The following is a 21,473-nucleotide window of genomic DNA, read 5'->3' on the forward strand; positions in this document are numbered from 1 at the left end:
TTAGGATTTATGCTCGAATTTATATAACTCTTTGATTAAACGTTCCAATTTGGATTCTTTAGCTATATTTTTTTTATTTGAATTTGCTTTTAGATTTTCTTGTGAAAATTTCTCCAATTCTTTCGTTACTTTTATAATTTCTTGAATAACACTCAAATTTTCTTGAGTGGGAATCATTATGGGTATTTTTTGTAAATCTTTGATGTAAAATTGTAAGTAATCGCCTCGAACATGGGAATGGGAAAATAATGCGCGATAATACGTGCTAATAAATGTCGAATTCAAAATTCCAAGAAGATAGTAATATTCATCACAATGCGATTGAAAGAGGGATAGAAATGGATATCGCATTTCTTCAGCATCGTTTTTTCTTACTAATAGAATGATAGAATTGTTGGCATAATATTGATCTCGATCTAGCGCTGCTTGGATTTGAGTTCCAAACAGTTTTATCATTATTTTTGGTTTAGCTTCAAAGATCCACTGATCCCTCAAGGAACCATAATCGCCTTGTGAACGATCGATCAAATCTGAATTATAATGAACCCACAATCCATTCCACTTGATTTTAAACTTCTCCACCTTATCTCTTGAAGTTATTAGCTTTTTGAAGAGGTTAGAATCAGAAGATTGCTTTTTAAAAATCAATTTATCCTTCACATTTCCAGTATGAATCCCCTTTCGTAAAATATAGGGACTTGATTTAGAACCTATGTAAAAATAATTTTCTTTTGGCAGTTTCATTAAATATTCGATTAGTTTTATATTTGAAGAGTTTAAATCAGTTGATATTATAAAATCATGAGCAAGCAAGAAATATGATTGATCAATGAAAAAATTCTTAGAAAGAGGGGAGGTTTCATTCGAAATAATTGTTTTAAGGTCCGAAATCGTTTCAGTTTTAGCAATATGTATCTTATGTTGTGAGATTGACTCAGAAGTGCATTCTTTTTTTTGTAAAATAATTATTACTGGGTATGTTGCGACATTATGAAAGATAGGGAGCTGGGACACATCAATAATATAATGAATCTTGGTTTGAGTTAGCAATAATTCCCTAATTTTCATACCATAGGATGATACCATCCATTTGTTGGTCAATATTAACCCTGCAAAACCACTTGGTTTGAGTAATGTCACGATTTTCTCTAAGAACACTACGGAAATATCAAATTTTTTGTAAGCGCACTTGTATTTCTTTCTTAAAGATGCCCATGTTTTATCTGGTATTGCCCTTGATTCAATATAGGGGGGATTTCCCAATATAACATTGAATTGATGAGGTGTGTCGAGTTCTGGGTCGAACAATGCATCAGTTTCCTTCCATACTGCATTTGGGATGAGGGAATGTTTTGACAAACTGATTGCGGTACCATCAATATCATAGCCATAATAGTTTTCCACATTAAAATGATATTCTGATGATAATTGTGATTCTTGATCTTGAATCCACCATTGTGTCAGAAAACGCCCTGTTCCACATGCAATATCTGCTACTTTAATCGATTCGTCATGATTGGAGTCTTCAGAGTTTTGCTTCTTAGTTAAAAGCTGAATAATGTAATAAATTATTTCTTCTGGAGTATATACTCGACCTGATTCTCTCAATCGGGGTGTTTTTTCAATAATCCGAAGTTGAGTACCATCCCATTTTAGATAATGTTGAAAGAAAAAATGATAAATGGCCCCCAAAGGATCTGCTATCTCATCGTAAATTGTCCCATTTTTTATCAGATTGATCGTTTCCTGCAAGTTCATCTGCATTAACACATTCCAATAATGTGTTCGGGATGATTCTTGGTCCCACGGCAAGTTTTTTTTTTTTAAAGTGCTTAATTCAAGCCTTATTTGCTGATACAATTTTTGTTTTAAGTTAGTGGGGGAAAACATCTAATGGGTACAAATTGTCCCATGAAAATTTATATTTTATTAATATTCCAGTAATTGTTATTCCAGTAAGTCATTCCAAAAAATATAAAAAAAAGAAATTATGCTGTTTTTTCAACAGACTTTACCTTCTCAACGGGCATAAAGGGTTGAGTTCCAAAGAGTTTTTGCATGGTTTTATCTAAATCGTGTAATAATTTCTTGACAAGATCAAACACCATTTTGACCATATCTTGAGTGAAGGTAAAGGCAAGGGTAATCATATTATATATAAAGGCGAAGCTCATCACGGCCAAAAACACAGTAATGGCAACAATAGCGATTTGGTAGAGGATGTGCATTCCGGCAAATTGGCTGAACAGTTCTTCGGCCATGTTTTCAAAGGTATAAGTGTTCATTTTAGGATTCTCCAAGTAATTTATAAAAAAAAAATTAAGCCTTCATTTCGGAAACAGGTTGGGCTGAATAAGCTCTAGGTTGATCGACAGGTCTAAGAATTATTCTCAAAATTGCATATGGGATTAATAAAGACAATACAACGGAATAATAGCTGACATAAATTGATAGTTTAACTGCATAGTAGGTCAAATAAAGGGATCCTTTGACTGCCCAATAGGTGAGGGTCAAAGCTGAGATTGTAATGGCAACGGCCAATGCAAAAAAGATGATTTGGTCCCGGAGGGACATGGCGATAAATTGAGCGTGAGCGGTTTCACTCCAATTAATAAACGATTCTACGGACATTTTTTAGTGGTCTCCAATTAAGGTAATCTAATTATATTATAGATGGAGTGATACCTAAACCCTTCAGAGGCCGAAATTTATCATGGGGGCCACTTATTATCATTTTTTTCTCATTCATGAGAGGTGATGGTTTGTAAAAAAAAATAGACTTGCTATATAAAGGTTAAAAAAAAAAGCAAATATGTACGGGCATTTCTAAATTCTTAACTATTTTTCATATTGATGTTATTTTTTTCTATCTATGTCCTAGATCTAACAATTATGATTTCGTATGACACTTTAGAACCGTACCTTTAAATAGATCAGCTCTATTTAAAAATTACTAAAATAGAAGGCGACAAAAATCCTCTCCCAAACTTATATTACCAGAAACACTTCCCAAATTGCGTTATCATTTCATCTTCCTGTTGAAGATAATCCCAAATTTCCAAAAAAAACAATTGGAATTATGCTCAATGAGGGATTAAGTCATTTGGGTATTGAAATTGTTCAAACACGGGAAGATTTTTTCTATACAATGACCTTTCCAGATTATAAATCCTTCAATCTTCTATTTAGGAATTTTTTTCTACACTACCCTATCGTGTCCACCAAAACCTCCAAAAATAATTCTCCTTTTGTTTTAACTTTTGCATTCGATGAAATCCCTCAAGAGCTTTGTGATGAGGAGTTGATTGAATTAATGACTTTGAGTTTAGAGATGATGGGTCTAAAATTGGTTTCTCTGGCAGAAGTTGGGTTACACCACATTCCTTTCATTGATATGGATTCTTTTCTGGTCTTGCTTTATGGATTGATTCAAAATCTAAATAAATCGCTAATAATATGAAATGTAATGTATTTAGATTAAGAATATTGAATTAAAAATTAGAATTAAAAAAGTGTTATATTTAATTATTTTTTAGCAGTTAATCCACCAATGATTCCTACAATTCCACCCACTGCGGTAGTTATCATTCCATAACCTAATTGCCACCGAACACCTGTAAAAGAATTAAATAGTGTTACTCCAAATTCATCCCACAAAATATTTGTATCTAAATTATTGGCTAAATTCGCTGCATCAGAATCTCCTAATAGTATAAGGTAAAATCCAATTCCTCCAATGACAAGCACTCCTCCAATAATAGATAAAGCTTTATTTTGAGTCAAACAGAGTATTCCTCCCAATGATGCAAGTATTCCTGGAATTAAGTAAGTCAAATCCTCATTTAGTAATTCATCTGTATCTCCAAAAAATGCATTCATAAAGTAGGAATCTGTAACATCGTCGGCAAAGATGGTATAGAAATTCCACCATCCAAAAATATCAACAAAGAAACTTAAGACAATCCCCAAAAGAACGATTATCCCACCGATTAAAGCAATGACCGATTTCGCCATAAATAATCATTTCTCTTATTCCTTAATAAAAATTTTGGGATGTTTCCTCCAAAATTCATACAAAATACCATAATAAATCATTATTTGGAACATTTTTGTTCACAATTCGACTTTTATTATGGATATTCATCCGATTTATATGAAAAATTCTAAATAACTCAAACTCTTCTTTTTTTACATGCAATTAGTTTATCTCGCAGGTCCTTGTGGTTTTTCAGAAATTGGAAGGTATGGTCTCAAACCCTTAGAACAAATCTTATGCACCAGTTTTTCAGTTCTCAATCCATTTCAAGAGGGAGAATTCTTCGGAAAAGAAATCGTTAATCTTCAGCAAAATCTCCATGATCCTTCCTCCAAAATGTCTTTTCTTGAGATTAAAACCCGTCTTCAACAAATTAACCAAACCTTAGGGCAAAACAATGCTGAATTGATCAAGAAATCAGACTTGATCTTGGCGGTATTAGATGGTTCGGATGTAGATTCCGGGACGGCTGCTGAGATTGGGTATGCATATGGCTTAGGAAAAAAAATCTATGGCTACCGCGGAGATTTCCGCAATTGTGGGGATAACTTAGGGTCGGTCATTAATTTACAGGTCGAATATTTTATCAATGCGAGTGGGGGGCGGATTTTTTATTCTCTGGAGGAATTAAAATTATTTTTTAGTTCACACTAATATTTTCCCTTTTTCTTTCTTTGGAATTTTGATAAAATTTGTCCCTCGGAAAACATATATGGGTGATTTCGTGATAATGATCATAGGTTTGGAGAACACATGGAAGAACTTCTAATAAAAAAGCAAAAATATGTACAAATCCCCCTAGAGATCAGCAAACTTGAAAAATCACCCCAGACTGTAAAAAAGCTCAGTTTACATTTATGTTCTAACTCAAATATCCAAATTACCGATGAATGGTCCAGTCTAGAGTATATAGAAATTATTGGCTGTCGATATCTTGAACTCAGCTTTGCTTTCAAACAACCTTCGCAGCTTAAGCAAATCTTCTTTGCTTCGACCGATTATGTAGATATATTGGATTTTTCCGGATCCTTTCCATTTTTTTCCAAGTGGCGATTTGAAAGCTGTCGCTATGTGAAATTTAAAGGCACATTTACAGGCGATAATCATCTGCAATCTCTTGAATTTAACGATTCCCCTAATTGTGAAGTGTTCAAAAACCCGACAAACTTACCGTATCTAAATTCCATTGAGTATCTTGATGGTTGTAACTTTACCAAGTTAGATCTCAATTTGTTAACCGCTCCAAAACTCCATCGCCTATGGTTCAGAAATTCCAACTATGTCAACATTGTTTCCTTGGGAAAAATTGAAGAGCAATTGCAATCCTTCAAATTTGAGAACTGTGCTTATCCCAAACTAAATCTTGATTTTTCTCGGTTGGCTCGTTTGACCCATGAAAACCAACCAACAGAACTAGATTCAAAGGTATCCGCTGATTCTCCCGAAGAAGAAAGTAGTCCCTTTCGGAAATTTAAACGACAACCACGTCCCAAAAGAACTACCACTAAACGGAATATTCGCAATGATCCAGACATGGTTTTAATGCGAGAAACTCTTTCCAGTGAAGATCCCACCCTATCTGCCCAGAATTTTCTTAATTCACCTTCTTCTGTTCTCAATGATAATAATAATGACAAAGAAAATCTCCCGGCGTATGATCCAACTCAATTTATGAACTCTCTTAAACAATTAAATGATTCTCCGAGTAAAACCTCCCCAACCGTTCCTGAAAGTCCGAAATTTAAGTTTTGTCCAGAATGTGGATCTCAAAATCCCCTGGGGGCTGGTTTTTGTTCTTCTTGTGGATTCAAGCTTCAAAACCGGTGAGAAGGGAAAGGAAAAAAACTTGAATTAATATTGGTGAAAATATTCAATGGGAATGGTTTGTAATTCAATAAGCCCAACAAATATCATCACTACTGTTAACACAATAAAGAAGGCAAAAGGAACGAGAGTTTTCACTTTTGGGTTTTTTATGCGCTTGATGATTGCTTTTGTTCCAAAATTGATGAAATAAAGAATGGCAATAACCAAGATATACTCAAAACCATACAAAAAGAAAGGCATATTGTTAATTTGATTCGTACTTATGAGTCCAATTCTATTTTCTGGGGCCCAAAAAGGCCATTTTTGCAATGTCAATCGAGTTATAAAAAATAAAAGCCAAGTAAACAAAATCGTAGGGGTTATTTTTTTTATATCAATTTCTTCTCCTTTTTTACAAGCAGTATAGAAAATATAAACTCCCATGAATGCCCCGCATATATGCGTTAAATCATACATAATCTGAATGATAAACGAATGATATCGGAAAATATCCAGCGTAAAAATATTGCTTGCTTCAATTGGATTAATAGTACTGAACAAGCTCATTACAGGAAATGCCATTGTTCCGATGGCTCCTTGCTTTAACCAAGAATTTCCGGTTATCAAGGCCAAATAGGCAATCGTGGCTGTCCAATAACAAGTGTAAACCAAGTTATGAAGGTTATTAGTGGAATCATACTCAGCGTGATCTCCAACAATCTCCCATTGCATGTCACCGAAAACATTGAAATCCCAATGCTGATTTGCTCCTCCATATCCTAACTCAATCCATTCATAAAGCCACCCATCGTAAAATAAATAAACTATTAGTATTCCAAGAAATATCGTCATGAAGAAAAATCCTAAGCGACGTTCTTTCAAATTTGGGTTTAGCTGAAATAATTTTTGTTTTGGAAGCGAATTTGAATCAGGTTCTGCTGTTAGTGTATCCATTTTGTCTAGCTCCAATGATTATTTAATATACTAAATATTCGAAACCTCTTATTTATATAAATTGCTATTTGATCAATAAAACGCTTTACCTAATTAGTAAAATTTGTGATATCCCATCAGACAAGGCTTGTATATTCAAAAGTAAAGAAAAGGAAAGATGCGATTTGATTTAATTAATATCATTCTGAAATTTACCAGAACCCTTACAAATGTCATAAATAAAAGAAAGAAAGGAAAAAAACACGATTTGTCAATTCAAAATTTTTTAGAAAGCTGAATCTCGTGAGCTCAAATCTACACTAATATTGGTTGAATCGACTAAGGAATCGATCTTCTTTTCAATGTCATCTAATCTTTTTAAAATTTTAATTATTGTTTCTCCTAATGTCGGCATGCTGTTTGTTCTCCGTTTATTTTGAGGTATTTCTGGTTATTAAAAAAAAAGCACTAATCACGTGCCGTTAAATCTACTTTTATTTCAGTCGAAGCAAGTACCTTATCAACTTTCTTTTCAATTTGATCTAATCGATCAAGTATTTTTACTACGAATTCTCCAATTGAAGGCATTTTTGTATTCTCCAGATATTTTCTTAATGCAATATTCTCATTTTTTTTATGAAATTTTGAGAATTATTAAGAATTCACCTTTGTTTTCTGAGTTAAATATCTAATTTTGAAAAATAAATTGGAAAAATTTTCAAGAAAAGTTCTGATTTTTTTGCTTTAAGTGTCAGTAAACAAATTGGAATCATTTAAAACGACACAAAATTTATTCTCTAAAGTAGGGTTAATAACACGTTTTTTTGTCCAGAATTAGGTTAGAGAGATTATATCATGGACATTTCAACTGTTAATAAATAAGAGAAAAAGAGAAGTGTTTTATAACTTCTTTTCGTGTATTTGATAATAGGTTTTTCAACTAAAGGATGATTGCCGCATTCATTTGATTTTGTTGCAGGTAAAACGTATTTTGTGTCGCAAAAACCATCGACAATTTGAGCATTAGGATAAAAAAGAAGGTCTTTTCTAATAATAAATTAAAATTAAGAGAATACAAGTTGATTTACATACGATTCTGGTTACAAATGCAAACCGAATTATGCGCATATAGCAAATATTTACAGAAATGTGTTTTAACGACCTTAGTAAGTAACTACTTAGGTTTTTTAGACCATAATAGCTTCACAACCTAATATAGTATAATAAATTCGAAGTATAAAAAAAATGAAAACCTTCATAGAGATAAAACAAAATTTTTTGGAATTAATCACCAATCAAAATTCAGATCAAACAGTTCAACTCGAGGATCTCCAAGCCCAATTGCTTTCAATTCCGATTGACTCCTTCAATTACGTTCAATTCTGCGATTTAATAAAAAATTTGTGGAATTATGATTATTATGAATTAGTTTTAAAGTTTTCCCAAAGAATGGAATCCTTTTTTGAATCAAAAGAAGAAGATAAGTTGCATTCCAACCAAATTGAAAATTATCTCTATGAAGCTAGTGCTTTAGCTTGTTTATCTCAGATGGATTTAGCCCGTTCTATTTTTTCAAATTTATTGCGTGATGATTCACTTAGTGAGGATCATCGAGGAATCTGTTATTCAAATTTAGGGATAATTACTTTGATTGAAGGAAATACTGAAGAATCATTAGATTTTTTTCAAAAAAGTTGTGATTGCTTTGAAAAATCTCAAAATAAAAAAAACTATGCAATAGGCTCAAATTATTTGGGGGTTCATTTTTCCACAATTGGAAAATTGGACAATGCCATGCAGATGTATAAGAAAGGTTTGGAAATAAAAACGGCTGAGCACTATTTCATCTTACTTCCTCCAACTTATAATAATTTGGGTGAAATTTATTACAATTGGGGCGAGTTCGATCAAGCATCTCAGTATTATGAATTAGGTCTCAAATTCTCTGAAGATAACTCGAAAAACCCAGAAAAAATTTTTAAGATATTGGAAGATTGCCCGTGGTTTTTAACTCGATGGGGGGCAGCACCTGTAAGTTTTATTAGTGCGTTACAGCACGATTCTTCCTTCTTTTTAAATAATCTCGCTCTTGTTTATCGATCAATGGGTGAAAATCAGAAATCCCTCGATTTCTTTAAAATGTCTTTGGAAACTGAAGAAAATTTTAGTAAAGATCATAATATCGCTGGAATTCTTTTTGAAATCATATATTTATTAACTGAATACCCCGATTTAGAAGATATATCAATCTATACAAAGAAATTTGAAGACTTGTATTTAAAAGTAGGACAAAAATCTTCCTTAATTCGCCAATATTTTATTTTAATGAAAGGTGTTCTTCATAGAAATAAAACGGACATCCGAAGTATCGGAAAAGCAATGGATATATTTGAAATGTTGGTTAATGAAAATCTTCACAATGCAGACTTAATTAAATATTCACATTTATTTTTATTAGAATCCTATTTAAAGGAACTGGAGTTGTTTGAAAATCTTGATACTTTAGCCAACGCGATTAAAATCAGCGAAAAACTCGAAATTGTTTCTAAAGATCTTTCAAATCCCGGATTATTCATCCAAATTTTGATAATTCAGAGTAAATTTGCCCAAATTCAATCCAACTTTAAATTAGCTAAAGAGAAGATTAGAATGGCTTTGGATATTGCAGAGAAAAAGGATATGTACCGGTTGGCTGCAAATATTTATAAAGAATTGCAAAACCTCTCTAAAATTCAAAAAGTCTGGAAAGATATCGGTCATATTAAATCTTCAATGGCAGAACGGATTAAGATGATTAAAATCAGTCCCTTAATATCCGCTATTAGTAAAAATCAATCTGAAGATATTGCTTCCATACCTGAATTTGCGTTAGAAAATATTAAGGTCGCCTTTTTTATGATGGCTGATATCGGTCCTGAGTTAATGTCCTATGAATCGATGCCTTTTATCGAAAATGAATCAATTGTTCTCGAAAAAATCGCAATGTATTATTCGGTTATGTTAGGCCAAGGAAATTCTACAAATCAAGGACTTTATGGACCATTACCAATCCCAAATTCACCGAATCATGTTTCCATAGTGTACACTTTTTATCTACCGAATAAAAATGCTCAAGATCCCCGTCTACAAGCAAATACTTATGGCATCATAAGTTTTCTCATGCCTGAGCCCTTTGCAAAATTTTTTGCTGATAGAGAAAAGATTAATGAAAAAATAACCCATGAAATCAGCCAAATCAAAGATATTTCCGAAATCACTCGAACCACCATTTCCAACATCAAACTTGCATTAGTTCAGTTGTAAAGATTCATTTAATTCTTCTTTTCTTTGATTTTGTTAGATGCGACGTTTTTTTATATATTTATGAGCAATTTCTCGGGTATGTTTTCCTGCTAGTACATGCAAATTTCGAAGTGCTCGTAAACTAATGGGATTAAAACGATCTAGAGGAAGATATAGGATGGAAATATCTAATAAACGGGCAATTTGATAGAAGATCGGTTTGGGTTTTTGAGTGGCTACATATGTAAGGATTTTTTTTTGGGCAAAAAGAATGGCGGCCATCAAGAGACGATCGGCTTTCGCTTTGGCCATAGGGTATTTCTTGACAAATTTTGCCGTCCAAATATTGGGGACCCCTCGAGGGGGAAAAAAAGAGGTAACTCCCCCTAATTCAATTCGAGAGATACCTGGACCCACTAATTCAATTCCAGGAAACGTACTATAGAAGGCCAAATCACTCTCTTGTTCATGTTCTGCATACCACATCATTTCATGGGGATAGCGTTCCATTTCGTCATCATCCCGATCAAAAATAATTACAACTGAATCAACTTCACCACGGATGGGTCGTTCTTCGCGCACATAAATTTTATGTTCTAATGGCCAATTGCGAATGGTTTCACGAAAATCAATTCCATCCATTAATGTTGAGGTAAATTCATGTATTTTTACATTATGATCCTTGAGTAAATTCATCGATCGTTGTCGTACGTGGCGAAAATAATCTTCTTCAAAAATATCTTCTGGAATATGGGAAGCTAAATCCCAGCGATCTTGATTCCATGCCGCACGCCAATCGCCTTTTTGGTCTTCCTTGGGTCGAGGTTTGAGTGGTAATCGAATTTTTTGAATTTTAAGCGGGATATTTCTTCTTAACTTAAAATATTTTCCATGAAGTAAAATTCCTTTATTAGTAAACGGTAAGGATTCTAATTTTGGATCTTCCACTGCATAAGGATAGTATTTACATTCCTCCCAGACTATCCAAGCGAAATCATCATTTACAATGCTTTTTGCAGCTAGAACTATTTCAAATAAATGAGGGGTGATTTTCGATTCGATCATCGGAAGATTCCGTATATATTGGAAAAGGGATTTCAATTTGTGTAAATTAATTTCTTCGTTATATTCCCGATGATATTGGGCTACACTCCGGTGGATGATTGTTTTAATCGCTTTGAAAAGGTCGAATTTAATCAATTCAAATTCAGAATTAGAAAAATTGGATATTTTGTCCATAGCCTTTTTCTGCCTTTTCCGAAATATCTCGAATTGTAAGACCGTATTGGGAGTTTCCAACATCACTTTTGGTAAATCATCTTGTAGAATATTGTAGATTTCCGCTTGGATTTCTGGTCCAAAGGCTGTTAGATCAGAATTTCCTTTATTATTCTCTAATAAGATTTTAATGGCTTCCCAATGAGCCATTCCTAACACGATTAAGATCTTTTCTTCCGGATATTTTTGAATTAGCTCACTCAATCGAGAAGCCATATAAGTATTACGCAAATCATCAATTTCTCGGGGATTTGACATCCAATTCTGAGCTTCTTTTCCGGTGGGGATTTGAGTCGAACTTTCTGATTCTAATACATTTTTTTCCGCTGTATCTATATCCTTTTGTGTTTGAATTGTTTTCTCGGTCTCATTAAATTGCTTTTTGGCTAAATCCTCAAAATGCAACTCTTTTTGAACTATTTCGTAGAATTCTTTGAGGGAAAGGAAATTTAACGCGTATGAATCAGGTAAGGGAGTCAAAACAGGATCATAATTCTTTACAAATAAATCAATGAATTCAATGGGCAATCCATATTCCCTTCCCAACCGGATCGCCTCAATCAGGGAATCGGAAGGTATGATTGGAATATACAATTGCTGACCAAGTAATTCATCAAAATAAATAATAATGGAAATGCTTGGTAATCGTCGCACTCCTAGTAAAATTTTTTTTTCTAAATTCTCTGGAAATTCGACTGCGATGCGATCTGGAGGTGAATTATAAAAACAAGTCCGGATCTCATGGACAAAATCGAGATTAGAATGATAAGTTGGGATGATTGTTAAATTTTTATACCGAATCATTCGTTTTCCTCAAATTTTTTCTAAGTTTTATTATCGTTCTTTTTTTTTTTTTCCTTTTTTTTTGAAGCTTTAGATGATTGTTTTTGACGTTCTTTACGTTCCAAAAATTCGCGGATCATATCATTAGGATCACTTTCCGGGTCAATCTGTTCAAAAGATTCATCAAATGCGGGATTATTATGCGAAGAGTCGGAGTCATCTTTGTCAATTAAGTGAATAACATCATCTTCATTATCATCTAAAAATTCATCATCTTCTCTCTCCAGCCGATCTGATTCAATATAATAGCCTTCTTCTTCATCATCTTCATCAAGAAGTTCCTCTTCTAAGAGATCCTCATCAACATAATCATCTTCTGGATCGTCGTGGTCTGTGCTCGAATCCATAAAAACATCATTTAATTTATCAAACATTGATTTGAAATGTGAATTCATTCGATGATCTTCTTGATAATTTGGTGATTCTGAAAGAAAATTGAACGCTTCAGGACCTAAAATTTGACGGATTGACTGGCGAAAAAGACTCAAATCAAGATCAGGAGTATTTGGGTTTTCCCTTTCTAGAGGTTTTGTCTCTGGTTCTTTGTTCTTTTCTGTAAATTGTTCAATTTTTAAATAATACCGACAAATATTGATCCCATCTCGGATAGAAAATTCTTTATTATGAAGATGGGCTCGTTGCAAAAAATTAACCGTGTATAATAATATATCTTTCTTAGCATAAGGGAGATTAAATTTTAGAATTTGAAATTCTTCATTCCGATCGGGAAAATCAATCAAAATTTGGGGTTGAAGTCGACTGTGAATATATTCAGGAACTTCAAAAGTACTGGAATCATCATTCATCGTCACACAGACTCGAAAATTAGGATGCGCTTTTATCTTAATACCAGCAATGATTGATTCGATATAACGTCGTTGATCAAGGAGTGGAGCAAGTGATGCCCAAGATTTTTCAGACATACGATTAGCCTCATCTAAAATACAGACACCTCCCTTTATCATGGCAGTAACCAATGCGCTCGCGTGATATTTAATGGTATTTTCATTGCTTATAACCGGGGTAACTAGCAAATCTTCTGGACGAGTATCAACTGTACATTGATAAATGTAAACTGGTAGGTTTATGGATTTGGCAGCACTATAAGCTAAAGTTGTTTTTCCAACTCCGGGTTTGCCTAAAATCTGAGGATTCATAGGAATATCTTTTTTTTCATCAACCATCATCCACGCGGCTAGAAGTTGAGTCATATACGTTTCTCCTCCGATCCAATGCATATTGTCGATTTCATCGGGATTATTTAAAATTAAATCCACGCCATCAATATTTACTGTTTTTCCCATTCCTTCTTGACTCATATGATATTTTGATCTTAATTAGTAAATCTATTGCTAAATGTTTTTAGAAACGGAGATAAAACTGAAAATCTACCATGGGCAAGTTAAACTTAAGATTGAAAATTTTATTTTGAGTGAAAAACAAATTTATATGATATGTCAAAATTCCCAATTCATCCTGGGTCGATTTCTTATTATGAGTTGATAAATGGTGAAGAAATACTTCAAAATAAACGATCTTCGCATGATATTCCGAAATCCATGCTATTTAAAGAAATCAACGCCAAATGGATTCCCGTTGTGAAAGTAGTAATGATACAGAATGAAAAAATGCGGGAAATCCATGAATATGGACCAAATGGGCAATTATTACAATCAACACTTCAACTGCAAGATGATTAAATGATGAACAAGATCACAATTTTGCATAATGAGTATCCCTCCTTTAAGGAAGAATCCGCTGGATTTAGTGCATTAATTCAAATTGATTCTTCCAAGATTCTATTCGATACTTCCCTAAAAAATGATGTGAAATTTAACGCTCAGCAAGCTTCGATTTCATTAACGGAATTAGATTATGTCATCCTTAGTCATAGTCACTACGATCATACGGACGGATTAAAATTCCTGGATTTTGATCAAATTTCCCATCTTCTTGCTCATCCCGATTGTTTCACCCCAAAATTTGCAACACATGATGGTAAAGAAATTTACATCGGATGTCCATTTTACTTACCGTATCTTCAACGAGAAATGGACGTGATCTTAACAACAGAACCCTTTTGGGTTATTCCCGAAAAAATGGTCTTCCTAGGGGAAATACCCCGATTAAATGAGTTTGAAGCTCAAAACCCCCTTGGTTATGATGAACATCACAAGCAGGATTTTGTGATGGAAGATTCAGCGGTAGTCATCAAAACTTCCCAAGGTTTGGCAATTATATCTGGATGTTCCCATGCGGGAATTTGTAACATTGTGGAATATGCAAAACAAATTTGCCAAGAAAATCGAATTTATATGATCCTAGGCGGATTTCATCTGTTTGAAGATCATTTAATCCCTCCAACAGTCGCTTATTTTCAAGCTCAATCCATCAAACATCTATACCCTGCCCATTGCTTGAGTGATAAAGCATTTGTTGCACTGCAAAATATCGGAGGAAAAAGAATCTCCACTTTAGAAACATTACAATTACCATGAGATATGATGAGGTATAGCCATGAATCAGAAAAAATTCATACATAGCAAAAGCCCTTTCAACAAAATTCTATCCATTGCTCAGAAACCAGAAATTTCCCTTTCTCTCCGACAACTCCGTCAAATCGGATTGGAGTCCATAGTTTGTGCTTTGGAAGCCGTACTTCCTCAAAACTTGATCGAATCCTATGTATCTATATCCGATGATTATCTTCAAATTGGTTCTGAAAAAATTTTTGTTACATCCTTTAAGAAAATTCTGATTTTGGGAGGGGGAAAAGCCTCTGGAGGTATGTGTCAAGCCTTACTTGCTATTCTCCAAGATCGTTTTGAAATTTCTGGACTGATAAATATACCATATGGACAAAATATTCCTGATCTGCTTGTGTCTCCCCAAAAAAAAGCAAAAGTTAATATCAATTTTTGTGCCCATCCTATTCCCGATGAATCAGGCTTAAATGGTGTGCAAGAAATGCTCTCTAAATTACGTAATTCGTCTCATGATACTCTTGTAATTACTTTAATTTCCGGGGGCGGGAGTGCACTTATGCCTTATCCTGCCCAAGGCATCTCGTTAGATGAAATTAAAAGTGTAAATCGTTTGTTACTCAAATGTGGGGCTTCAATTCAAGAAATTAATTGTATTCGAAAACATATATCGAATTTCAAAGGTGGACAACTTGCTCGCGTAGCTGCCCCTCGTAGGATATATAGTTTAATTATTTCTGATGTAGTTGGGAATGACTTACAAACCATTGCTTCGGGACCCACAGTACCTGATCAAAGTACATTTCATATGGCTAAACAAATCAGTGAAAAATATCAGATTTTCTCTAAATTTCCTCTTTCTGTTCAACAGAGAATCGATCATGGTACAGAGGGATGTATTCCAGAAACTCCTAAGCCTGGAGCGGATATCTTCTCGTCTGCAAAATCTTTTATTATTGGGAGTGCTGAGACCTCGGCTAATCGAGTGTGTCGATATTTAATAGACCATCAAATTATTCCTCATATATTTTCTCATAATTTGCAAGGAGAAGCACAATTGTATGGTCAGAATTTGATTTCACTCATTGAAAGTTATAAAAATGAAGAAAGAACAACGGCATTAATTGGAACTGGAGAATTTACAGTCAAAATTCATGGAAATGGGGTGGGAGGACGTAACCAAGAAATGTTATTGGGATTTTTATCCTATGTTTCCAAAAATTCTGATAATGTTCTCGGTGATATTGAGTTTGTTATCATAGCCGGTGCCTTTGATGGAATTGAAGGCAATTCTTCTGCGATGGGTGCAATCATCGATTCAGAATCACTCCAACGAATGAATGCTCTTGGATTAGATCCCAAGTTATATCTGCAAAACAATGATTCTTATCACTTTTTCCAACATTTGGGAGATAATCTGATTACTGGGCAGACAGGCACAAATGTCAATGATATGGTTCTTATCTTAATTAAAAGAAAAGAGCTTAAAACTTCTGCCTTAACCCAATTAGTTCAAAATAAGGCTCCAGACCATCCTACGACACAAGTTTGATATTCAAGAAGATTTTTTTCTGATCCAAATCTATTCTTTAAGAAACCATTTTTTCCTTCAATCCAATTCCAATTTTTTGTGAAAACTAATCTCTTTTTTATTAAATCTAAAATTATATATAGTATGCACCTAAACGTATACAATGCAAAAGTGGATGAAAATCAATCATTCTTGATTAATCTTCACACTTATTTCACCGATCGCATGAATCATACCGATAGATTCTTGCATATCCTATCTGATTATAAATCTTCCCTTCTTCCAACCTTTATAGAGAAGTTTCAAATCAACTTGAAATCGTTGATCAATCCAGATTATCTCCCAAAATCTATCGAAAATATTGATCTTTCGTTTAATGCCAATTCTATTTTAGAACATCAAGAAGAATTAATTTATACTCTGGAGAAAGCGATGTTTTCCTTCATGCATTTTCGCGAATATGAAGGAAGCTTTACTGATGCTACTTCTGTTTCTCTCAAATTCGATCACCATTATCGCGGAATCTTCTTAGGCGAATATTACATGGCTCAAACATTATGTGAACTAATTCCCCGTCCCGAAGCGCTTGAATTGATAAAACGATATACTCGGGGATACTATGTGGAACCTGATTTCTCTCCAAAGCATGAGGCATCGCTAGAAGACCATGCTCAAAATAGTATTCGGGGATCTGCTTTAACTCACCAAGCTCTGTATCATTGTGATAATAAACGGCTGTTTTTCAAAGTAGAACGCTGTCTATATGGTGAAGTGATCCAAGATCTCCCTGATAATGAATTAAAATATTATCTAGAGTGTTACGGTGATTATTTCAATCATGTGCAAAAAAATGAAAATTTCGTGCTAACCCGGACGAAAACGATCATGAAAGGAGATGATTGTTGCGATTTCTGCTATCATGATAAGCGTTATATTGAAGAAATATTTCACCCTTCGGACTCGGAATGGCAGCAGAAAGAACGAGAAGTAAAACATATTTCGAAAGACTAACTCCATTGTTCACAGAAAAAGTTAACTACCACTATTTCAGAGAATAAAAGGACTCACTATTGCAAGATTAAATTATTGAAAAGATAAATTGAAAAATAAAAAAAAATCTCGGTTGAAGATTTGGAATCTTTAGAATTATTCTAAAGAAGTTCCACAGGAAGCACAGAATTTGCTGCTTTCATCATGAGCAACCCCACACATTGGACAGAACGTTCCAGTAGTAGGTGATTGAACATGTGAACTGATATGAATTGGCTGAGATGGTGTCATTTCAATGTTATATCTAGAGGATTTCTTAAAATTGCTGTATTCAATAGTGCATCTGATTGCTTGAATAAATAACACAATTTTTGGAATGACTGCCCAGAATGGGTCATATGGAAAGATGATACTTAGAACAATGGAGACAATTAAGAAACTGACCCATGCATCTAACATCTTTTTTCGTTCACGGTCGAGAGTTCGGGGTTGGTCGGCGGTTGGTTGAGACATTTGAGTTGGAGTTTGAGACATTATTTTATGTTCCTAAGTATATTAGGGAAGGTGAGGTATCTCAACTTTCTAGAGACCATTTTTTATCGAAATTTATTTAAATATAAAAATAGAGAAAAAAGAGATTTCAAGATTTTCACCTAGTAATTGAAGATTTTTTGATATTTTTCATCCAAATAATCAATGAAATACTTCGCATTGGGTTTTTCACCGGTGACATGTTCCACTAAATCAGCTGGATAATAGAGCGATCCCATTTTTTGGACTTTGGTATCTAACCATGTGAGAATTTCTTTAGTATTTCCGACTTTCAATTGGGATTCCCATTCGGGCACATCTTTCTTCATTTGATTATAGAAAGAACCATCATATACATTTCCCAAGGCATAATCTGGGAAATATCCGAACATTCCGCCGTACCAATGCGTATCTTGCATAACTCCTTCAGCATCACTATCTACCTTCAATCCGAAGAATTCTTCAATCTTATTATTCCACACTTGGGGAAGTTCTGCGATGGTACATTGATCATTAAACAACATTTTTTCAATTTCAAACCGCATGATCACATGTAAACTATAAGTAACTTCATCGGCATAAATACGAACTTTAGTGGCTTGCACACCGTTCACTGCTTTAACAAAATTACTAAGGGAAATATCCTTGAATACAGGAGCGATTTCTTGGATCTTGGGTAATAAATATCCTAAAAATTCCGGATTTCGCCCAATGATGTTTTCTGCAAATCGACTTTGGGATTCATGTACCCCCAATCCAACAGAACGCCCAATTGCGGTATAGCGATGTTCGTCAGGTAAATTTAATTCATAAAGAGCATGACCACCCTCATGAATGACTGAATACATGCAACCGATTGGATCACCCTCAAGATAGTGTGTGGTGATTCGGACATCATCATATGCACCTATAGTAAATGGGTGAGCAACTTTATCTAGACGCGATTTATCTGGGGTTAAGCCGAGAAGATCCATTAAAAGTTTTGATATTTGTTCTTGTTGAGGGATAGGTGTTTTTAATCTTATAATAGCGGGATCCGGAATATCTGCAGCGCTAAGACATTTTTTCATGACCCGAATGGAACCTTCCTTTAATACTGAAAAGTATTCACTCACCATTGCTTCCGTCATATTGGGTTCGTACATATCCAAAAGGTTATTGTAAGGACTCTTCGATTCATCTAACTTTGCCCCATATTCTTTTCTGAGTTCAAACAATTTCTCTAAATCTGGTTGCACCAGTTTAAAATCATTTTTTTCTCGGGCTGTTCGCCAGAGGTGCTCTGTTTTGGCCGATTGTTCGGTAACTTTTTGCACTAAATTCGTTGGAATTTTAGTTTCGCGATCATATTCTTTTTGCCACAAAGCTAAATTTCTTTGTTGAATGGGGGTAATATCTGCCATTTGGCTGCTATCTTTTAGTAGTTGACCAACCACAGGATCAGTGGACCATTGATGGATCAATTTAGAAAGCAACGCTAGCTGTTGTGATCGTTGATCTATACCTTTTTCGGGCATATAACAATAATTATCCCAGGCTAAAATACCTTGAGCTTGACCCAAAAGGGTTGCTTCTTTCATTTTGAGACAAAGGGTTTCATAAGGTGTTTTTGTCATTGTATTTATGTTAAAGATAGAAAAATTAAAAAAGTCGAGGATTTCAAATTAACATTTTCCATTTACTAGGGGGTAACACGATGACGAGGTTTATTCAGCATGATCATTCCCACGTTGATTTGAAATCATGGTCTATCAACTTTAAAGCCAGTTTGTGTATATTTTCTGATAAATTTGATAGATTGGATCCTCATCCCCGAAAAGTTCCTTCATCCCTTGGATGAATTCTGTGGGAGTCAGTTTTTCGGCAATGGCATCTCATCAGCACATTGGATCGGGTGTTAAGATCAGATTTGCATTATTGGGAAGACTAAATCTCCAATCTGTATCCACTGGGAGTGCTTTTAAGTCAGGAAAAGGTGTTCGTGCCTCAATTCCAACATCACTATAGAATTGCTTCTTTATTGGATTCCAAAGCATTTGGAGCAATGATTTGACTTTTTTGTCTTGAAAATCCATGGTGTGGGGTTTTCCATCATCCTTCGTTTTTTCATGGAATTCCTGATCTAATGTGGCGATGATGTCTATTATGTGGGCTTCATTTCGCAAAGACATTACTCTAGGCATTTTAACCACCCTTCGGAATGTGTGCAAGCTGATTGTAACATTGACATCTTTCATGGCTATCATATTTATTAGCCTCGATTTGAATTTATGATTTGTGAAAAATTAGCATCTTTCCATTATTCCATCCACTAATCTATAAAAGAAACTTTTTTTATGTAGAAAAAAAGCATGCAAATTTATTTTGTTAAAGGAATTTATTTATTTCTATGGCAAAGAAATCTCCTGATAACTTGATGTTTAAAGAAATTACAAAAAAAAATCTCTGGGCAGTCTTGAAACTGAATGTCGCTGAAGAACAAAAGAAAAATGTGGCGCCCAATTCAGTCTCAATCGCCGAAGCTCATTTTTCAGATTATGCCTGGATGCGCGCTATTTATGTCGGTGAAACTCCGGTGGGGTTTGTTATGTTAGCAGACCCCGTTTCAGGGGAAGAAGGGGAAGATGAAAAATATAATGGTCGTTACTTTCTATGGAGATATATGATTGCAAAAGAACATCAAGGAAAAGGATATGGGAAAAAAGGGTTAGATCTGTTATGTAATTATGTTCGTTCCCGACCAAATGCCGAGTATTTATATTCCAGTTATGAACCAGGAGAACATGGTCCAAAAATGTTCTATTTAAAATATGGGTTTGAAGAAACGGGTGAAAAAATTGATCATGAAATTGAAATTCGTATGAAATTATAATCTTTTGTTGAAATACTAATCACATTGAGAATACTTTCTATCGCTCAGATTTCAATTCTCAACAATTTTTTCTTACATTGGCTGTAAATCTATACAATAATGTTTTGTGTTTAATGATCGTGGCTTAAATCGTTTAATAAAAGTTAATTATCTCGTTTTCACTAAGATTTCTTTTTTGTCGTATGACAAAACCTATTTAAATAAACTTTTAATATTACAAGTACTTAAGTTAATTATGGCAGATTCGCGGATTGAAAACAATAAAAAAGATTATGCGAGAAAAGAAATTACAATTTCAGTTCGCTTCGAAGGTCAAGATGCAGATGTAATTAATGAATGCACTGAACTGTTTGGAATAAGTCGATCTGAACTTATAAGGAAAGCTGCCTCATCTTATATCGATTTACGTGTTTCGAATCCAAAATATCCTAATCCAAAATTATTCTTCTCTCATAATATGATGCTTATTCTTATGGAAACCGCTCCAGATGAAACACTTAAAAAACTTGCTAAACAATCCTATGAAAATGGTATCAGAGATTATGAATTCTTCCAATTATTGGGTCGAAATCACTCTCTTGAAGTTTTACCAGAACCAGATCCTGAGGATGAAGTGCGTTCTCTAGTTCAAAATGTCTTCTCAGAAAGGGGTCAAAATTGGTTTCAGAAAGTTCATTTTTCCCAGAAAAAAGATACAATCATCATTGCTGGAAGACATATCATGGGAGAACGTTTCTCCGTTTTTATTCGATTTCTACTCGAGTATTACATGGAAGATATTAATTATCATTATGAATCAGGAATGATTCGTAATTCTAAATCTAATAGAAAGACCTCTACATTACGCTTTATATATAAACGGAATGAGGTTTAAAAATTTGGATTCTT

General features: G+C 34.1%; 20 protein-coding genes and 1 pseudogene. 10 read left to right on the forward strand and 11 right to left on the reverse strand.

Going from position 1 to position 21,473, the window contains the following annotated elements:
- From NEF87_RS15280 to NEF87_RS15290, 3 genes are all read right to left on the reverse strand, one after another.
- On the reverse strand, positions 1–1,890 hold the full coding sequence (locus NEF87_RS15280) for an Eco57I restriction-modification methylase domain-containing protein (RefSeq protein WP_457916485.1): 1,890 nt from the start codon (positions 1,888–1,890) through the stop codon (positions 1–3).
- 98 nt (positions 1,891–1,988) lie between these two features.
- On the reverse strand, positions 1,989–2,285 hold the full coding sequence (locus NEF87_RS15285; protein ID WP_457916486.1) for a hypothetical protein: 297 nt from the start codon (positions 2,283–2,285) through the stop codon (positions 1,989–1,991).
- A 34-nt stretch (positions 2,286–2,319) separates the two neighbouring features.
- Complete coding sequence (locus NEF87_RS15290; RefSeq protein WP_457916487.1) at positions 2,320–2,631, reverse strand: hypothetical protein; 312 nt, start codon at positions 2,629–2,631, stop codon at positions 2,320–2,322.
- Positions 2,632–3,103: 472 nt separating this feature from the next.
- Between NEF87_RS15290 and NEF87_RS15295 the strand changes: the two genes are divergently transcribed.
- On the forward strand, positions 3,104–3,460 hold the full coding sequence (locus NEF87_RS15295; protein WP_457916488.1) for a hypothetical protein: 357 nt from the start codon (positions 3,104–3,106) through the stop codon (positions 3,458–3,460).
- A gap of 65 nt (positions 3,461–3,525) precedes the next feature.
- Here the strand turns inward: NEF87_RS15295 and NEF87_RS15300 are convergent, their stop codons facing one another.
- Positions 3,526–4,014: a hypothetical protein gene (locus tag NEF87_RS15300; RefSeq protein ID WP_457916489.1), complete on the reverse strand. Its 489-nt coding sequence runs from the start codon at positions 4,012–4,014 to the stop codon at positions 3,526–3,528.
- Positions 4,015–4,192: 178 nt separating this feature from the next.
- Here NEF87_RS15300 and NEF87_RS15305 point away from each other — a divergent pair, with 178 nt between their 5' ends.
- On the forward strand, positions 4,193–4,690 hold the full coding sequence (locus tag NEF87_RS15305) for a nucleoside 2-deoxyribosyltransferase (RefSeq protein WP_457916490.1): 498 nt from the start codon (positions 4,193–4,195) through the stop codon (positions 4,688–4,690).
- A 99-nt stretch (positions 4,691–4,789) separates the two neighbouring features.
- Entirely contained in the window at positions 4,790–5,863 is a 1,074-nt protein-coding gene (locus NEF87_RS15310) for a zinc ribbon domain-containing protein (protein WP_457916491.1), read from the forward strand.
- Positions 5,864–5,887: 24 nt separating this feature from the next.
- On the opposite strand, the gene NEF87_RS15315 is transcribed toward NEF87_RS15310, so the two are convergent.
- Entirely contained in the window at positions 5,888–6,796 is a 909-nt protein-coding gene (locus tag NEF87_RS15315; RefSeq protein WP_457916492.1) for a hypothetical protein, read from the reverse strand.
- 265 nt (positions 6,797–7,061) lie between these two features.
- Complete coding sequence (locus NEF87_RS15320; protein WP_371802270.1) at positions 7,062–7,190, reverse strand: hypothetical protein; 129 nt, start codon at positions 7,188–7,190, stop codon at positions 7,062–7,064.
- Positions 7,191–8,020: 830 nt separating this feature from the next.
- On the opposite strand from NEF87_RS15320, the gene NEF87_RS15325 reads away from it, so the two are divergent.
- On the forward strand, positions 8,021–10,078 hold the full coding sequence (locus NEF87_RS15325) for a tetratricopeptide repeat protein (RefSeq protein WP_457916493.1): 2,058 nt from the start codon (positions 8,021–8,023) through the stop codon (positions 10,076–10,078).
- 33 nt (positions 10,079–10,111) lie between these two features.
- Here NEF87_RS15325 and NEF87_RS15330 read toward each other — a convergent pair whose 3' ends face one another.
- Positions 10,112–12,139, reverse strand: a complete 2,028-nt coding sequence (locus NEF87_RS15330; protein WP_457916494.1) for a hypothetical protein — start codon at positions 12,137–12,139, stop codon at positions 10,112–10,114.
- A gap of 467 nt (positions 12,140–12,606) precedes the next feature.
- A pseudogene (locus NEF87_RS15335) lies at positions 12,607–13,497 on the reverse strand (AAA family ATPase); the annotation flags it as partial.
- Between the two features lie 135 nt (positions 13,498–13,632).
- Between NEF87_RS15335 and NEF87_RS15340 the strand changes: the two are divergent.
- The 4 genes from NEF87_RS15340 (at position 13,633) to NEF87_RS15355 (ending at position 17,203) form a co-directional block, all read left to right on the forward strand.
- On the forward strand, positions 13,633–13,878 hold the full coding sequence (locus tag NEF87_RS15340; RefSeq protein ID WP_457916495.1) for a hypothetical protein: 246 nt from the start codon (positions 13,633–13,635) through the stop codon (positions 13,876–13,878).
- Complete coding sequence (locus NEF87_RS15345; protein ID WP_457916496.1) at positions 13,879–14,676, forward strand: MBL fold metallo-hydrolase; 798 nt, start codon at positions 13,879–13,881, stop codon at positions 14,674–14,676.
- Positions 14,677–14,695: 19 nt separating this feature from the next.
- On the forward strand, positions 14,696–16,213 hold the full coding sequence (locus tag NEF87_RS15350) for a glycerate kinase type-2 family protein (RefSeq protein ID WP_457916497.1): 1,518 nt from the start codon (positions 14,696–14,698) through the stop codon (positions 16,211–16,213).
- Positions 16,214–16,336: 123 nt separating this feature from the next.
- A complete protein-coding gene (locus tag NEF87_RS15355; RefSeq protein ID WP_457916498.1) occupies positions 16,337–17,203 on the forward strand; it encodes an L-2-amino-thiazoline-4-carboxylic acid hydrolase in 867 nt (288 codons plus the stop codon).
- A 135-nt stretch (positions 17,204–17,338) separates the two neighbouring features.
- Here the strand turns inward: NEF87_RS15355 and NEF87_RS15360 are convergent, their stop codons facing one another.
- From NEF87_RS15360 to NEF87_RS15370, 3 genes are all read right to left on the reverse strand, one after another.
- Positions 17,339–17,716, reverse strand: a complete 378-nt coding sequence (locus NEF87_RS15360; RefSeq protein ID WP_457916499.1) for a zinc ribbon domain-containing protein — start codon at positions 17,714–17,716, stop codon at positions 17,339–17,341.
- 119 nt (positions 17,717–17,835) lie between these two features.
- Complete coding sequence (locus tag NEF87_RS15365) at positions 17,836–19,329, reverse strand: carboxypeptidase M32 (RefSeq protein WP_457916500.1); 1,494 nt, start codon at positions 19,327–19,329, stop codon at positions 17,836–17,838.
- Positions 19,330–19,590: 261 nt separating this feature from the next.
- Complete coding sequence (locus NEF87_RS15370; protein WP_457916501.1) at positions 19,591–19,896, reverse strand: hypothetical protein; 306 nt, start codon at positions 19,894–19,896, stop codon at positions 19,591–19,593.
- A gap of 206 nt (positions 19,897–20,102) precedes the next feature.
- On the opposite strand from NEF87_RS15370, the gene NEF87_RS15375 reads away from it, so the two are divergent.
- On the forward strand, positions 20,103–20,585 hold the full coding sequence (locus NEF87_RS15375; RefSeq protein ID WP_457916502.1) for a GNAT family N-acetyltransferase: 483 nt from the start codon (positions 20,103–20,105) through the stop codon (positions 20,583–20,585).
- Between the two features lie 235 nt (positions 20,586–20,820).
- Entirely contained in the window at positions 20,821–21,459 is a 639-nt protein-coding gene (locus NEF87_RS15380) for a hypothetical protein (RefSeq protein ID WP_371802283.1), read from the forward strand.
- Positions 21,460–21,473: the final 14 nt, after the last annotated feature.

The sequence above is a fragment of the Candidatus Lokiarchaeum ossiferum genome (assembly GCA_025839675.1).
GTDB classification, from domain to species: Archaea; Asgardarchaeota; Lokiarchaeia; order Sigyniarchaeales; family Promethearchaeaceae; genus Lokiarchaeum; species Lokiarchaeum ossiferum.